The sequence below is a fragment of the Pseudomonas sp. FSO-7 genome, from assembly GCF_059579345.1.
Genome location: NZ_CM184193.1, coordinates 1,132,646 through 1,147,914, shown reverse-complemented (window position 1 = coordinate 1,147,914; position 15,269 = coordinate 1,132,646). Strand labels below are relative to the sequence as shown.

General features: G+C 55.2%; 14 protein-coding genes and 1 tRNA gene. 8 read left to right on the top strand and 7 right to left on the bottom strand.

Features of this window, described 5'->3' with window-relative positions; all coding sequences use genetic code 11:
- Positions 1–129: 129 nt before the first annotated feature.
- The 6 genes from AC515T_RS04860 to queA form a co-directional block, all read right to left on the bottom strand.
- On the bottom strand, positions 130–678 hold the full coding sequence (locus tag AC515T_RS04860) for a glycine zipper 2TM domain-containing protein (RefSeq protein WP_014336691.1): 549 nt from the start codon (positions 676–678) through the stop codon (positions 130–132).
- 117 nt (positions 679–795) lie between these two features.
- Positions 796–1,710 (bottom strand): protein translocase subunit SecF, encoded by a 915-nt coding sequence (gene secF, locus AC515T_RS04855; protein ID WP_496531632.1) that lies wholly within the window; start codon positions 1,708–1,710, stop codon positions 796–798.
- A gap of 9 nt (positions 1,711–1,719) precedes the next feature.
- Positions 1,720–3,588, bottom strand: coding sequence for a protein translocase subunit SecD (gene secD, locus AC515T_RS04850; RefSeq protein ID WP_496531631.1), 1,869 nt, complete (start codon positions 3,586–3,588; stop codon positions 1,720–1,722).
- Positions 3,589–3,651: 63 nt separating this feature from the next.
- Complete coding sequence (gene yajC, locus AC515T_RS04845) at positions 3,652–3,990, bottom strand: preprotein translocase subunit YajC (RefSeq protein WP_007916913.1); 339 nt, start codon at positions 3,988–3,990, stop codon at positions 3,652–3,654.
- Between the two features lie 43 nt (positions 3,991–4,033).
- A complete protein-coding gene (gene tgt, locus AC515T_RS04840; RefSeq protein WP_161951757.1) occupies positions 4,034–5,149 on the bottom strand; it encodes a tRNA guanosine(34) transglycosylase Tgt in 1,116 nt (371 codons plus the stop codon).
- A gap of 14 nt (positions 5,150–5,163) precedes the next feature.
- Positions 5,164–6,213 carry a tRNA preQ1(34) S-adenosylmethionine ribosyltransferase-isomerase QueA gene (gene queA, locus AC515T_RS04835; protein ID WP_025211994.1) on the bottom strand — a complete coding sequence of 350 codons (1,050 nt, stop codon included), beginning with the start codon at positions 6,211–6,213 and terminating at the stop codon, positions 5,164–5,166.
- Positions 6,214–6,321: 108 nt separating this feature from the next.
- On the opposite strand from queA, the gene AC515T_RS04830 reads away from it, so the two are divergent.
- The 5 genes from AC515T_RS04830 (at position 6,322) to AC515T_RS04810 (ending at position 9,492) form a co-directional block, all read left to right on the top strand.
- Positions 6,322–6,406 (top strand) — tRNA-Leu (locus AC515T_RS04830).
- 394 nt (positions 6,407–6,800) lie between these two features.
- Positions 6,801–7,130, top strand: a complete 330-nt coding sequence (locus AC515T_RS04825) for a hypothetical protein (RefSeq protein WP_496531630.1) — start codon at positions 6,801–6,803, stop codon at positions 7,128–7,130.
- 542 nt (positions 7,131–7,672) lie between these two features.
- Positions 7,673–8,896, top strand: coding sequence for a colicin E3/pyocin S6 family cytotoxin (locus AC515T_RS04820; RefSeq protein WP_496531629.1), 1,224 nt, complete (start codon positions 7,673–7,675; stop codon positions 8,894–8,896).
- A gap of 7 nt (positions 8,897–8,903) precedes the next feature.
- Complete coding sequence (locus tag AC515T_RS04815) at positions 8,904–9,158, top strand: colicin E3-like toxin immunity protein (RefSeq protein ID WP_496531628.1); 255 nt, start codon at positions 8,904–8,906, stop codon at positions 9,156–9,158.
- Positions 9,159–9,225: 67 nt separating this feature from the next.
- Positions 9,226–9,492 (top strand): Rho-binding antiterminator, encoded by a 267-nt coding sequence (locus tag AC515T_RS04810; RefSeq protein WP_496531627.1) that lies wholly within the window; start codon positions 9,226–9,228, stop codon positions 9,490–9,492.
- On the opposite strand, the gene AC515T_RS04805 is transcribed toward AC515T_RS04810, so the two are convergent.
- Positions 9,423–9,788: a DUF6429 family protein gene (locus AC515T_RS04805; RefSeq protein ID WP_496533075.1), complete on the bottom strand. Its 366-nt coding sequence runs from the start codon at positions 9,786–9,788 to the stop codon at positions 9,423–9,425. The two genes, AC515T_RS04810 and AC515T_RS04805, sit on opposite strands and share 70 nt — an antisense overlap.
- Before the next feature lie 138 nt (positions 9,789–9,926).
- On the opposite strand from AC515T_RS04805, the gene AC515T_RS04800 reads away from it, so the two are divergent.
- The 3 genes from AC515T_RS04800 to AC515T_RS04790 all read left to right on the top strand — a co-directional run bounded on the left by AC515T_RS04800 (position 9,927) and on the right by AC515T_RS04790 (position 15,051).
- Positions 9,927–10,598 carry a DUF5710 domain-containing protein gene (locus tag AC515T_RS04800; protein ID WP_496531626.1) on the top strand — a complete coding sequence of 224 codons (672 nt, stop codon included), beginning with the start codon at positions 9,927–9,929 and terminating at the stop codon, positions 10,596–10,598.
- A gap of 97 nt (positions 10,599–10,695) precedes the next feature.
- Positions 10,696–13,287 carry an AAA family ATPase gene (locus AC515T_RS04795; protein WP_496531625.1) on the top strand — a complete coding sequence of 864 codons (2,592 nt, stop codon included), beginning with the start codon at positions 10,696–10,698 and terminating at the stop codon, positions 13,285–13,287.
- 1,056 nt (positions 13,288–14,343) lie between these two features.
- On the top strand, positions 14,344–15,051 hold the full coding sequence (locus AC515T_RS04790; RefSeq protein ID WP_496531624.1) for a hypothetical protein: 708 nt from the start codon (positions 14,344–14,346) through the stop codon (positions 15,049–15,051).
- Positions 15,052–15,269 lie beyond the last annotated feature (218 nt).

Below are 15,269 nucleotides of genomic sequence, written 5' to 3'. Positions count from 1 at the left end.
GCTCCCACAGGGGATTTGGGCCGGAAACAAGATTTGTGTCCACTGCAGCTCCCACAGGGGTCTAGACGGGCCATAAAATGCGGGCGCAAAAAAAGCACCCCGAAAGGTGCTTTTTTTATAGCGGTTGGATCACTGAGCCGGTTCGTTCTGGCCCAGGATCAGTTGGCCTTCCTTGCTCACCGGGATCTGGTTGCCCGGGTCGCGGTCCATGCGGACTTTGCCTTCTTTGCCGTCGAGCATGTAACGAACGTCGTAGCCTACAACCTTGTCGCTGATGTCATTGACCGTATTGCAGCGAGTTTGGGTGGTGGTGTAGGTGTCGCGTTCCTGCATGCCTTCCTGAATCTTGTTACCGGCATAACCACCACCGGCCGCACCCGCCACGGTGGCGATTTTCTTGCCGGTGCCGCCGCCGATCTGGTTACCCAGCAGGCCACCCGCTACGGCGCCCAACACGGTGCCGGCGATCTGGTGCTGGTCCTGGACTGGCTTCTGCCGAGTCACGGTGACGTCCTTGCACACTTCACGCGGGGTCTTGATTTGGGTCTTGACCGGCTCCACGGCCAATACTTGCGCATACTCAGGGCCACTTTTTACCAAGCTGTAGGTGGCGACCGCACCACCGGCTGTTACACCGACAGCACCCAATACCGCACCAACCAGCATCGATTTGTTCACTTGAACCTCCTGACCATCACAAGCGGATTAATCCGCGCTTCTCCCAGCCTTGGAGCACAAAAAAAGGCGCGAGTTCAACTCGCGCCTTTTCTGCTGTGACGGACGGAGCGACGAGCCTTATGGGCGGTCGTCCACTTCCGTGTCAGTGGCCGCAGGAGGAATCAGATCCTCGGAGCTCAGGTTCAGCCAGATCAACACCACGTTGGCGATGTAGATCGACGAGTAGGTACCCGCCATCACACCGATGAACAGCGCGATGGAGAAACCGAACAGGTTGTCGCCGCCAAACACCAGCAGCGCGGCAATCGCCAGCAAGGTGGAGATCGATGTCGCCATGGTCCGCAGCAGGGTCTGGGTGGTCGAGATGTTGATGTTCTCGACCAAGGAGGCCTTGCGCAGCACCCGGAAGTTTTCACGCACCCGGTCGAACACCACGATGGTGTCGTTGAGCGAGTAGCCGATGATCGCCAGCACCGCCGCCAGCACCGTCAAGTCGAAGGTGATCTGGAAGAACGACAGGATGCCCACGGTCACGATCACGTCGTGAATCAGCGAGACAATCGCGCCCACCGCGAACTTCCACTGGAAGCGGAACGCCAGGTAGAGCATCACGCCGCCCAGCGCCAGCAGCATGCCGAGGCCGCCCTGGTCGCGCAGCTCTTCACCCACCTGCGGGCCGACGAACTCGACGCGCTTGACCTGGGCCGGGTTGTCGCCGCCGGCCTTCTGCAAGGCTTCGGCGACCTGGTGACCCAATTGCGGGTCTTCACCTGGCATGCGCACCAACAGGTCAGTCGTGGCGCCAAAGCTCTGCACGATGGCATCGCTGTAGCCCGAGGTCGCCAGTTGCTCTCGCACCTTGGTGACGTCGGCCGGACGCTCGTAGGTCAGCTCGATGAGCGTACCGCCGGTGAAGTCCAAGCCGTAGTTCAGGCCCTTGGTGGCCCAGCTGAACAACGCCAGGACGGTAAGGAACAATGTGACGCCGAACGCAATATTGCGAACGCCCATGAAGTTGATTGTACGTAACATGGCAGCCCCTTAAATCCACAACTTCTTGAAGTCACGACCGCCAAAGATCAGGTTGACCATTGCGCGGGTCACCATGATGGCTGTGAACATCGAGGTAAAGATCCCGAGGGACATGGTCACTGCGAAGCCCTTGACCGGGCCGGTGCCCATGGCAAAGAGAATCCCGCCGACCAGCAACGTGGTCAGGTTGGAGTCGAGAATCGCGGTGAATGCCCGGCCGAAGCCTTCGTTGATTGCCCGCTGGATCGACATGCCCGCGGCGATCTCTTCACGTATCCGCGAGAAGATCAGCACGTTGGCGTCCACCGCCATACCCATGGTCAACACGATACCGGCGATACCCGGCAGGGTCAGCGTGGCGCCCAGCAAGGACATCAGGGCCAGCAGCAGCACCATGTTCACCGCCAGCGCAACCGTGGCGATCAGGCCGAAGAAGCGGTAGATGGCGATGATGAACAGCGACACAAACAACATGCCCCACAGCGAAGCATCGATACCCTTGGTGATGTTGTCGGCACCCAGGCTCGGGCCAATGGTGCGCTCTTCAGCGAAGTACATCGGCGCGGCCAGACCACCGGCACGCAGCAGCAGGGCCAGTTCCGAAGATTCGCCCTGGCCGTTCAGGCCAGTGATGCGGAACTGGCTGCCCAGCGGCGACTGGATGGTCGCCAGGCTGATGATCTTCTTCTCTTCCTTGAAGGTCTGTACCGGTACGTCTTTCTCGACACCGTTGACCACTTGCTTGGTGTAGGTGGTGGTCGGCTTCTGCTCGATGAAGATCACCGCCATGCTGCGACCGACGTTGCTGCGCGTGGCGCGACTCATCAGTTCGCCGCCGTGGCCGTCCAGACGAATGTTCACCTGTGGGCGACCCTGCTCGTCGAAGCCCGCCTGGGCGTCGGTCACCTGGTCACCGGTGATGATCAGGCCACGCTCGATCTGCGCCGCCGGACGACCGCCTTCACGGAACTCGAAGCTCTCGGAAGTGGCCTTGGACGCACCCGGCTCAGCAGCCAGGCGGAACTCCAGGTTGGCGGTCTTGCCAAGGATACGCTTGGCTTCGGCGGTGTCCTGCACGCCTGGCAGCTCAACCACGATGCGGTTGGCGCCCTGGCGCTGCACGATCGGCTCGGCCACACCCAGCTCGTTGACGCGGTTACGCACCGTGGTCAAGTTCTGCTTGATGGAGTATTCGCGGATTTCCGCCAGCTTGGCCGGGGTCATCGCCAGACGCAGCACCGCCTGACCATTGAGGTCGGCCGGCACAATGTCGAAATCATTGAAGTTCTTGCGGATCAGTGCACGGGCCTGCTCGCGGGTATCTTCATCGCTGAAGCCCAACTGAATGGCACCGTCGAGTGGCGGCAGGCTGCGATAACGCAGGCGCTCTTTGCGCAACAAACTCTTGACGTCGCCTTCGTAGACTTTCATCCGCGCGTCGAGGGCTTTTTCCATGTCCACTTCCAGCAGGAAGTGCACACCGCCGGACAAGTCCAGGCCCAGCTTCATCGGATGCGCGCCGAGCTTGCGCAGCCATTGCGGAGTGGTCTGGGCCAGGTTCAGGGCCACCACGTAATCGTCGCCCAACGCCTTGCGTACCACGTCCTTGGCTGGCAACTGGTCTTCAGACTTGACCAGGCGCAACAGGCCGCCCTTGCCGTTTTCGGCGATGGACGCAGCCTTGACCTCGATATTGGACGCCTTGAGCGCAGCGCTCGCACGGTCCAGATCGGCCTGGGTGACCTGCAGCGCAGTGCTTGCGCCACTGACCTGAATGGCCGGGTCATCCGGGTATAGATTGGGAGCGGAATAAATCAGACCGACCGCCAGCACCGCCAGGATCAGTACATATTTCCACAGAGGGTATTTGTTCAGCATCACGCCGCCCGCTTATGACGCGGGGCGCCTTGCGCGCCCCGTCGATTGAATAGAAGTTGTTACTTAGATCGCTTTCAGCGTGCCTTTTGGCAGCGTGGCCGCGATAGCGCCCTTCTGGAACTTCATTTCAACAGTGTCGGACACTTCCAGTACCACGAAGTCATCAGCCACTTTGGTGATCTTGCCAGCGATGCCGCCGGTGGTGACCACTTCATCGCCCTTCTGCAAGCTGCTCAGCAGGTTCTTCTGCTCTTTGGCGCGCTTGGCCTGTGGACGCCAGATCATCAGGTAGAAGATGACCAGGAAGCCGACCAGGAAAATCCACTCGAAACCACCGCCCATAGGGCCGGCAGCAGCAGGTGCAGCCGCGTCAGCCATGGCATTAGAGATAAAAAAGCTCATTTAGCACTCCAGTTGCAAGTATTGAATCTAGGGATCGGAAAACTCAGTCCAAAGGCGGAACAGGCAACCCGCGCTTGGCATAGAAGGCCTCGACAAAGGCGGCCAATGTACCCTGTTGGATAGCCTCGCGCAAACCAGCCATAAGCACCTGATAATGGCGCAAATTGTGGATGGTATTGAGCATACTGCCGAGCATTTCGCCGCACTTGTCCAAATGATGCAGATAAGCGCGGGAGAAGTTCTGGCAGGTGTAGCAATCGCACGTCGGATCCAGCGGCGAATCATCATGGCGATGGAACGCGTTACGGATCTTCAGCACACCAGTGTCGATGAACAGATGCCCATTGCGGGCATTACGGGTTGGCATCACGCAATCGAACATGTCCACACCGCGGCGCACACCCTCAACCAGATCTTCCGGTTTGCCAACGCCCATAAGGTAACGAGGTTTGTCAGCGGGCATTTCGCCCGGCAGGTAATCGAGCACCTTGATCATCTCGTGCTTGGGTTCGCCCACCGACAGGCCGCCAATCGCCAGGCCGTCGAAGCCGATCTTGTCCAGGCCTTCGAGGGAGCGCATGCGCAGGTCGCGGTGCATGCCGCCCTGGACGATGCCGAACAGCGCCGCGGTGTTCTCGCCATGGGCGTTCTTCGAACGCTGGGCCCAGCGCAACGACAGCTCCATGGACACCCGCGCCACATCTTCATCAGCCGGGTACGGCGTGCATTCGTCGAAGATCATCACGATGTCCGAGCCCAGGTCGCGTTGTACCTGCATCGACTCTTCCGGGCCCATGAACACCTTGGAACCATCCACCGGAGAAGCGAAGGTCACGCCCTCCTCCTTGATCTTGCGCATCGCACCGAGGCTGAACACCTGGAAACCGCCGGAGTCGGTCAGGATCGGGCCCTTCCACTGCATGAAATCGTGCAAGTCACCGTGGGCCTTGATCACTTCCATGCCCGGGCGCAGCCACAGGTGGAAGGTGTTGCCGAGGATGATCTCCGCGCCAATCGCCTCGATGTCACGCGGCAGCATGCCCTTGACCGTGCCGTAGGTGCCCACCGGCATGAACGCTGGGGTTTCCACGGTACCGCGGGGGAAGGTCAGACGACCGCGACGAGCCTTGCCATCGGTGGCGAGCAACTCGAAGGACATGCGACAGGTGCGACTCATACTGTTTCCTCGGGTCCGCGTGGCGCGGGGTTACGGGTGATGAACATCGCATCACCGTAGCTGAAAAAGCGGTATCCATGCTCGACGGCGGCCTTGTAGGCGGCCATGGCTTCGGGATAACCGGCGAACGCCGAAACCAGCATCAACAGCGTGGATTCGGGCAAATGAAAATTGGTGACCAGGGCATCGACCACATGGAACGGCCGGCCCGGGTAGATAAAGATGTCGGTGTCGCCACTGAACGGCTTGAGCACGCCATCGCGTGCGGCACTTTCCAGGGACCGCACGCTGGTGGTCCCCACCGCCACCACCCGACCACCGCGCGCGCGACAGGCCGCCACGGCATCGACCACTTCCTGGCTCACTTCGAGCCATTCGTTGTGCATGTGGTGGTCTTCGATACGCTCCACACGCACCGGCTGAAACGTACCGGCGCCGACGTGCAGCGTCACGAACGCCGTTTCCACGCCCTTGGCAGCAATCGCCTCCAGCAACGGCTGATCAAAATGCAGCCCCGCCGTCGGCGCCGCCACCGCCCCCAGGCGCTCGGCGTACACGGTCTGATAACGCTCGCGGTCCGAACCTTCGTCCGGGCGGTCTATATAAGGAGGCAACGGCATGTGCCCGACACGGTCGAGCAGCGGCAACACCTCTTCGGCAAATTCCAGCTCGAACAACGCGTCATGCCGCGCCACCATCACCGCCTCACCGCCGCCGTCGATCAAAATCGACGAACCCGGCTTGGGCGACTTGCTGGAGCGCACATGGGCCAGCACACGGTGACTGTCCAGCACCCGCTCCACCAGAATCTCCAGCTTGCCGCCGGAGGCCTTCTGGCCAAACAACCGCGCCGGAATCACCCGGGTATTGTTGAACACCATCAAATCGCCCGGGCGCAAATGCTCAAGCAAATCAGTGAATTGACGGTGAGCCATGGCACCGCTGACCCCGTCCAGGGTCAACAGTCGACTGGCGCGACGCTCGGCCAGAGGGTGGCGAGCGATCAGCGAATCCGGGAGTTCGAAGGTAAAGTCAGCAACACGCATGATGGGGTTCGTCTAGCAGGGCCGGAAAGTCTAGCGGAAATATCAAAAATTCACCATGAAACGTGATTGACCAACGGTAGGCACCTCTCTATACTTCGCCGCCATTGAGCCCTGATGGCGGAATTGGTAGACGCGGCGGATTCAAAATCCGTTTTCGAAAGGAGTGGGAGTTCGAGTCTCCCTCGGGGCACCATCTTAAAGAAAGACCTTGAAATTCAAGGTCTTTTTTTTCGTCTGTAGGAAAGTGGGTTGGCCGGGGCTAATGCCGATCCCAACCAATCCCCGATCCCCTTTTATGGCGAGGGGTCCCTTTGTGGCGAGGGGATTTATCCCCGCTGGGCCGCGAAGCGGCGCCCCATAGCCAACCCCATGACGAGGAAGAACCTGGGGTCAAGGGAGAACCGGTGGTAGAGAAGAACCTGTGGCAGAGAACTACTGTGGCGAGGGAGCTTGCTCCCGCTTGAGCGCGAAGCGCTCACAAAGCAGTCACCATCCTCACCGATACTCCAAGTTGCCACCGCCAAGACATAACCCACCAACCCAACTCCACCCCACCCTCCTCACCCAGTCACTAAGGATTTCACCCCATGGAATTGCTGCTGGAAACGGTCGCTCTTTACTCCCTCAAGCTGGCTTATGAGACAGAGGGCCACAGCCCGATCCTGCGGGATGATCCGTTGATGGGAGGCTGTGATCGGGAGGTTTTTGGGTTGTTGGTGCGGCGGGGGGATGTGGCAGGGATTCAGGCCGAGATTGGTCGGTGCTTGGATTTGGCGCTGGGGGTGGTTGGCGGGGTGGATACCGTGTTGGGTCGAGAGTTGGGGCGGTTGGCTGCAGACTTCAGCACCGTGCAAACGATGGAGGGGCTTTATGCTCCGGCTGTCATTCTCAAGGACTACTTGCGGGATGTTCTTTAAACAGGACAGGGTCCATCTGTAACTGGAGGATTCGGTGTAATTTTGACCATAGCCTTAGCTCTCTTTGGTTGAGGCTACTTCCCGCTCGCGACTAAACGATTGGGAGGCAGCTGTACGCAGGTTAGTCGACCGACGAGCTAAGGGATCGGCGCGCCCAAGGGCGCCCTGCGCACAGCCACCATCGAGTGCAGGGATGGGGATACCTGACTGATGGACGCTTGAGCGACTTAGCAACGACGGGCGACTAAACCCGATCACTGATGAGCAGTGACAGGTTCCAAACTACCGACGCAACCCAAGGCGAACAAGCCGGCGGATTCTGGCGTAGTTGTAGGCAAAGGCGCAAGGCGACGTCGGCTGGCGGGTTGCGGTTGCCCAACGACTGACAGCCCCGGCTGACGCTTCAGATTGTTCCGTCCCTCAATAGTCAGCCCTACCTGAATTGAGGAAACCGGAACGACCACTTCAAGAAACCTCCTACATCGCGCCCCTCCCTTCCCGCGTTAGCGTCTGTCCTGCATTTAGCGGACGAGATTCACTACGTGGCGACACGCAAAAAAGACATCCCCCAGGTTCGAAACCCGCCCGGCGGCGACGGGCATCACCTCACCTATAGGGACATGAGCGCCAGTGAACTGGCCGAGCGCGACGCCCTACAGCAGACTTATGAAGCCATGCTTGCCCGACAAACAGCCCACGAACAAGCGCGCTGGGCCACGGTGGATAACAAGTCGTTGTCCAGCGTAACCGGAAGTGTGTTTGCCAAGAGCTGCAAGCTCCCCAACGGCATCATCGATTACAGCAATCCCAACGGCTACGTCCCGGCGGATCTGGTCAAGCAGTACGGCGATCTCATGTGGCTGGGCGGTCGGAGTGCAGACCCATCCGGCGCCATCCCCCTCAAGAGGATTGGTGCGGGCGCGGTTCCCGCTACCTTGGGCAGGCTCGCGCTGGGCGGTTCGGCAACTTCCACGGTTGCCGCTGCCGGCGGAACCGTCGGCGCTGCCCTGCTGACAGGCATCGTCGCCCTGCTCTGGCCCTCCAGCCTGGGCGACAGCGCGCTTTACAGCGAAGACCAGCTACGCGACCTCAAGCAAGCCCGCAGCCGCATGCGCTTGAGCGTCGAGCAACAGGCCGATGGCAGCCTCAAGGGCTACGGTTTCTACACCGGCCAGCATCCCGATTGGGAAATGGTTGATGTTGTTCAGTTCACGTCGCGAGCCGATCAGTTCATCGCCGACTTGGGTGACGGCATCGAACTGATCTGGACGCCAGCCATCAACCCGTCCGACACCCTCGGCATCCCCGCTCTGGAAGCGGCGCCCCAGGCACCGCCTATTTGGATCTATCCGCCGACGCCGATGGCCGACAGCATCATCGTCAACCCGATCTATCCGCCGGAGTACAAGGATTTCATTCTGGTGTTTCCGGCGGATTCGGGGGTTCGGCCGCTTTATGTCGTGGTCTCTGTCAGGCGAAGCGGTAACGCCGACCATGACTATCATCCAGCCCCAGAAACCGAAGAAATTACCGGTTTTCCAAATCTAAAATCGGTAAAAAAGAAAACACCAAAACAAGCAGGGGCAGGACTTAGAGAACGGTGGGCTGATCCTAAAGGAAGGACCATTTATGAATGGGACTCCAGACATGGAGAGCTAGAGGCATATCGCGCAAGCGACGGAAGTCATTTAGGCGCGTTCGATCACGAGACGGGTGTGCAAGTAGGTCCGGCCAGGAAAAACCGCAACATCAAAAAATATTTGTGAGGACTCGATGGGCTTAAAACTAAGATTGGATTGGTACGACAGAAAAACCGAGTTGGGTGAAGGCAAAGAATATTCGAACGACATGGGAGATGACGTATCGGTAATCTCGGCGTTGAATCTGGAAAGCGAACCAGAAATATATGATGGGGGCTTTGATGTGCGCGCCGAATGGATACCTATCATCCAGCCCTTCTTTGAGCATCCAATCCAACCAGAAAAATTCGACTATCAAATTGCATTCCGGTACCGAACCAGTTGGTAAAAAAACCGACTAGTCACCCGCCCATCCAACACGTTTGAGATTTATCCCGAAAGAGACGAGGCATGAGATGAGTACCTATAAACCGTTGCACTGCGACCTGCACGACTACCTGGAGATTGCCTGCCTGTGCGGCTACACGCTGGATATCGAGCTGACTGACGGCCAACGCCTGACAGCCCGTGCGATCACCACGAGAACCGCTTCCACGCGGGAAGAGTTTCTAGAAGTCGAAACCACGGACGGCCGCCAGGAGATTCGCCTCGATCACTTATTGGCGGTTGCGCCGCAGGATAAGAACGCCAGGTTTGGCCGGGTTGTGCTGACGACAGGGTGATCGCTAAACGAGGCATTAGCTGAAGCAGGCTTTCGACACGGTTCGCCGTGGCTTTCTGGCGAGCGATCACGATGCGGTGTACACCCTAAACGCTCTTTTCCAAATAACCGGTCGGCAATCTGACGACCTCGCTCCAACCCTTCAGTCGTCAACCAGATCGACTTGTGCTTGTTTACCGAATCGCTGATGAGGCCTTGTTCATGCAATCGGTTCATGACCTCGAAGTCGAAACCTTTCCAGGCATTGCCGCTGTCGGAGCTGAAGGCTACCAACAAGGCAAGCGCAGCTTCCTCTATCTTTGCCCGCCGTTTGGACCGAACCGGGCTCTACTGATAAGCCGCGCTTTTCTGGGATACTGGTTGCCCGGATTAGGCCAGAAGCCTCTAGCATAGGCTCTGGCGGTTGGTGATTTATCAATACGTACGGATGCAAAAATGGCAAGGATCAGTCTGATTGTCCCGTTCTCACAGAAAGACGAAGCAAAATCATTGGGCGCCCGTTGGGACCCAAACCTGAAGACCTGGTACGTCCCCGAGGGCGTCGAGTTAGGCCCATTGGCTCGATGGCTGCCGGTGACAGAGCATTCCGATCTAGAGCACGAACCGGAGTTTCACGTCAGAGCGCCTTACTATTACGTGATGGAGTCAGTATCCGAGTGCTGGAGTTGCTCCAATTGGACCTGCGTATTTTCGTTTAAACTGGCCGAAGAGCACGAAGAATTTGATTACGTGGAAGATGAAGACGAAGGTTTCACGCTCACGAGCAATCTCGGAGAATGGAAGTGCCACGGGTATCGTGGAACCGTCTCCAACGTGGACAGCCTCGCCCCTCAGGTCGTAAAGCAGATTCGCCGCTTCACCGACAGGTTCAAGCACGCCTACAGTAGAACGGCTGACAGCCGTTACATGATGAATCACTGCGAGCACTGCGGAGCAAAGCTCGGCGATTTTTTCATGCACAGTGAACCTGGCGGAGCATTCTTTCCGACCTCACCAGACGAAGCTCAGCGGATGATTCTCGTCAGAATCAACGAACGGTTCGAGGCCAACTGTAGCGTCGGCTTCGCCTCCGAAGACTTCTTCGACTGGATGCAAGTTCGCGAGTAACCCCAATCAAACGTTTGAGTACCGCTCAGCACGGAGGCTCTATGCGTCCGAAGTGCACCAGCGGTATTGAGTTAAATCAGTAGAAGGCACTGCATTGATGGCAAGGATGATTCCTGACCGCGGTCCTTGCGACACCGACAGCAAGGGCGAACGAAATCTTTACACCGTCTTCCAGACGGAGCTACCAGATGACTATGTCGTTATCCACAGCCTTCCCTGGCTCTGCTCCGCTATGCGTAAGGTTGACCCGAAAGCCAAGCCAACTGGAGAGATCGATTTTTTGATCATCCATCCGGAAAAAGGGCTGCTAGTCCTTGAAGTGAAGAGCGGCAAGTACAGCGTTAACAACAATCGGTTTGTACACCTCCACAAGAACTACGCCATCGACCCCATCGGCCAGACCCGAAACAATGTGCACGGAATCGCCAGGTGGTTGGGGTCCGATCCGTCACTTCGATTCCGGATCGGCTACGGATTTATTTTTCCTGACTCCGATTTTGCAGGAAAGCCTACAACGCCAGGAATGTACGACACATCTGCCAATCCTCCACAGCCGCTCTACATCGATTATCGAGAGATGCCGAACGTTACGCAGCGTGTCGTCGAGCTGATGGACTACTGGAAAACCACACTGGGAAATTTCGAGTTGGGCGAAGCTCGTGTCGCGGCCCTCATAGAATTTCTCACCCCTACAATCAACGGCGAACCCGGATGGGCCAGTCGCATCTTGTTCGATAACAAGCTTTGGCTACAGCTGACCGAGGAACAGAACAAGGTCGTAACGGGGGTATTAAAAAAACAGACGTCCCTCGTTACCGGCTGGCCTGGAACCGGCAAAACACTGATCGTAATTGAAACTGCTCGGAGACTGGCCGCCCAGAGAAAGAAAGTGCTTGTGGTCTCGTTCAACAACAAGCTCACGGAGTATGTTCGCACCCAGCTCGCCGACTCGAAAGGCTGCGACGTGATGACTTGGCACAGCCTATGTGGACAGGCATTTAATGCCTTGGGCCGTACCAGCGAAGCAGGAAAGGGAGATGAGTGGTATAGGCAGCAATGCGAGCTCGATCTGAAGGATGCCATTGATCAAGGGCTCATGGCCGATTACAACGCACTACTTGTCGACGAGTCTCAAGCCCTCACCCCGTCCTGGTGCGAGACGCTAGCTATCTGGTTCCACAATAAACCCAAAGCATTTTTCTGCGACGAAACACAGGTGTTCCCGTATGAGCGTGGGACCATTCCCCTGAAGGGCCTCAGCGAGCTGCTCGACGTGGAGCCTTTTCCGCTAACGATCATTCTGCGAATGCCAAAGGCGGTCACGAGCATACTCGAAGAGGTTGTGCCCCCTAAGCTTCAACATTCGACGCCTAGGACGTTGGAGCACGACACCGCCATAGAGATAATTACCGCAAATCCATGCGAGGAAGCATCTGCGATTAGGAAAAATCTCATTGATGGCGGCGTTTCACCTGAAGATATTGTAATTCTAATGGCTAGTTTTGTTCCCCGGCATTACATCGACTATATAGTAAAAGAGCGTCCACGTTGTGAGGCAATCGCTAAATTCCGTGGTTTGGAAGCACCTATCATATTAATACTGGGTGCGGACCTACTTGACACCGCAGAGTTATTTAGCGCCTATTCTCGGGCAACGTCGAAATGCATAGCAATTTACAATGCTGGTAGTCACTACTGGTCAGGAAAAGAAGTATTTCGATCGAGGCTCAAAAGCCTCCCTAAAAACCAAGCGATCTTGCAGGAAGAAAAAAACAAACTGCGTATAGACAATATCATTTCCCGTTGCACCGAAAGGATATCGCTCAATCTTGCAAGCCTTAACATCTCTTGGGCTGAATCCTGGCAAGCTTGGCTGATAGAGGGGGACGACGACCAGCCAATAGTGAATATGTGGATCACCTATCTGTCGCAAAACCTGCCTCAACCGATATATTTTTGGCCGACAAATGCTATCTCAAGGTTTTATTTAGCCAGAATTGATCCGTCAATTTCGCCAGATTCGTACTATCCACAGAACTTGTTTTTCTACTCCTGCGAAGCGTGCGGAGGCCTAACACCACACACTGACATCACCAAAAATACTTGTACATTGTGTATAACAGCAACGGACAGAACACCATATCCCCATGAAGATATCATAGATAAAATACGCTTAATGGATGGAGTGGTGTCCGGAGAACTGCCTAAGGACCGTATTCGCGAGTTACAACCAGACCTGTCATTAAATATTGCCGCAGCTGCCGCTCTATTCCGTGCGGAGCGAAACAAAATGCGTTCGAACGTGCTAAAAGTCCAATTTCCGTCGGGGCGAAAATCTTATCTAATTGCCTTTGCTTTCGTTCAAGCCAGGATTGCTACTCATAAGCCGGGTAGCATCATGGAGGCAAATGCCCTCGCTGACGAAATTTATAGACGTTTCAAAGGGCTGGAATACGTTTCTTTAGTAGAGTGGAGAAAGATCTTCGCTAATGCGATGGGCACATTCTATTCAAAAGGTTACATGAAAAAAATCAAAAAGGGCTTCTACAGCCCAACTGAGGATGACCAAGCACCTGTGCCAAAGAGTTACAGGTTCGATGAGGGAGATGAGGCCGGTGAGTATAGCCGTGATAATGGCGAGAGTGATGACCTTGAAGCAACCCCAGATACAGCCGTCGAGGAGGTATAAGCATCTATCGAAACGACAGAAAACTTCCACTACTGGACGTTAGGGGATTGACCAATTGCTTTACCATCTTAAGACAGCGGTGACGCGTCCGAGGGCGTACTGCGCACAGCTGTGGGCCCGTGCTTAAGGCCGTTTCTCGTCGACTGGTAGGCCACCATGAGGAGCAGGATCCGAGAACCAAGAGCCTAATTTTTCTCGAATTTCCTTGTAGATCAGCACATCATAAGCATTCCCGACAGGCGCATCATTTTGATATCATCCGAGCACTTTCCGAGTGAGAGCCTTTTCTACGATTGACCCATACAAAATCAACTTAAAAAGTTGACATGTTATTAAAGGCATCAATTTCATCCAGTCCTGAAGGAATCTGAAGTGGCCACACCAACCAAACAAATCGAGCCAAGCAATTCAAGAGCTCAGATAATTATTCGATCATCTACTTGGGCAAGTTATGAAGTTCTTTTAACGTTAATGCCAGTTCTAATATGGGTATTTATCATAACCTTCTCCACGCCAACGCCAAATATCAGTTTGGAGCTCCCAGCTTTTTCGTTTTTTTGTCTTTCAATCTGGGCTGCTTGCTTACGAGAAACTCCTCGTGCATTTACTGGAGGAGCACCTACTCAAGACAAATTCGAGCGGGAGTGCTCTATGACAATATCGATCTTGGGTTTCGTCACGTCTTTAATCTGTTTAGTTTTCTCAGCACAGAAAAGCACTGGATTAATCCAAAATCTGTGGGGGCCATTCCCCCTAACCGTAGCTTTAACAGGGGCCTTTGGGATAATTTACTTATTCACATTGATCTCAATAAAAATCCAAAGGACTGAATATGGACATTATAGAGCCGTACCAAAAAACAGCTAAGAATGAGCCGCCCTCAAAATTACATCCGCACACCCACGACAAGTACAAATAGATAAACATTTACCATGCAGAAAAAAAATCTACTTCGCCGATCCAAAAATCAGCCTTCCCCCAAAACGGCGCCCTAGGGAAAAATTATTGATCTGTACCACCCGAAAGATCAGCCGAAGTTTCTAAGGAGCTTTGAAAATGTGGAAGAAAACTTGGAAACAACTAATTAAGGAATTCTGGATTCCTGGCTTTGTTGCCGGCGGCTGGACAACCTATGTGGTTTGGGGTGGCACATTTACCCTAAAGACTTTCATGGGAGCCTTTGGGCCCGCATTTTTCCTTGCAAGTTGGTTAACCGGTCAAATTTTTAGGATAAAAAAGCAGGCGGGAGTAGAAAACCATCTGCAGCTATTAGAGGAACGACTGGTTGGTTTGGTGAACAAAATAGAGACCGAGACGCAAGAATTACTCAACCACATCACTGGTGGGGATAGCTTTTGCTACATGACGGTAATGGCGGACGACGCCACCTGGATTGCTATTCATAAAGGCGAACACCACCTACTTAACCTCAGTGCTCGTGTATGTGACCTGGATGCCTCATCTGAATATCCTGATTGGTTACAACTCGCCAAATCCGACATATCAATTGGAACATTATTCAAAGACATGATCCATCGATGTTTTGTCGCCCCCCTGACAGGAAAACGTCGCCGCTTCAATATTTACTACACAGCGAGCAATGGGATATTTCTTCAGGAGCTAAGGTTCAAAAGGACAGGTGCTGAGCAATGGACATTCGCCACTCGCGTCATGCGAACAAAAAACGATGGTGAACGAGTAATTCTATACGAGCAAGTAAGAGATGACTTTCCTCTAGAGGCAGACGGAACGCCGGGATACTAGCTTCCTGCATTCAATACACCATGATAGAGCTAAGCGATAAGGCAGGTAGCATAGGTACTGCGCTTCAACTCTTCCGTATCCGAACAATCGATGGCGCAATCTTGGAAGCGGGCGCAGGATCCAGATCAAAATTTGATCTAAAGCCAGCTCAGGGGGAGATTTTATTTATCTATAAGTAAAAAAGATCTTGCAAAGCAAGACCTTTTTTACCAGAGGTA

Bases quoted from the DNA above. Each gene is read 5' to 3' on its own strand.
- tgt (WP_161951757.1), bottom strand. From the start codon at position 5,149: ATGTCCTTCGAGTTGCTCGCCACCGATGGCAAGGCTCGTCGCGGTCGT.
- AC515T_RS04790 (WP_496531624.1), top strand. From the start codon at position 14,344: ATGTGGAAGAAAACTTGGAAACAACTAATTAAGGAATTCTGGATTCCT.
- AC515T_RS04800 (WP_496531626.1), top strand. From the start codon at position 9,927: ATGGCAAGGATCAGTCTGATTGTCCCGTTCTCACAGAAAGACGAAGCA.
- AC515T_RS04810 (WP_496531627.1), top strand. From the start codon at position 9,226: ATGAGTACCTATAAACCGTTGCACTGCGACCTGCACGACTACCTGGAG.
- secF (WP_496531632.1), bottom strand. From the start codon at position 1,710: ATGTTACGTACAATCAACTTCATGGGCGTTCGCAATATTGCGTTCGGC.
- AC515T_RS04815 (WP_496531628.1), top strand. From the start codon at position 8,904: ATGGGCTTAAAACTAAGATTGGATTGGTACGACAGAAAAACCGAGTTG.
- secD (WP_496531631.1), bottom strand. From the start codon at position 3,588: ATGCTGAACAAATACCCTCTGTGGAAATATGTACTGATCCTGGCGGTG.
- AC515T_RS04795 (WP_496531625.1), top strand. From the start codon at position 10,696: ATGGCAAGGATGATTCCTGACCGCGGTCCTTGCGACACCGACAGCAAG.
- yajC (WP_007916913.1), bottom strand. From the start codon at position 3,990: ATGAGCTTTTTTATCTCTAATGCCATGGCTGACGCGGCTGCACCTGCT.
- queA (WP_025211994.1), bottom strand. From the start codon at position 6,213: ATGCGTGTTGCTGACTTTACCTTCGAACTCCCGGATTCGCTGATCGCT.
- AC515T_RS04825 (WP_496531630.1), top strand. From the start codon at position 6,801: ATGGAATTGCTGCTGGAAACGGTCGCTCTTTACTCCCTCAAGCTGGCT.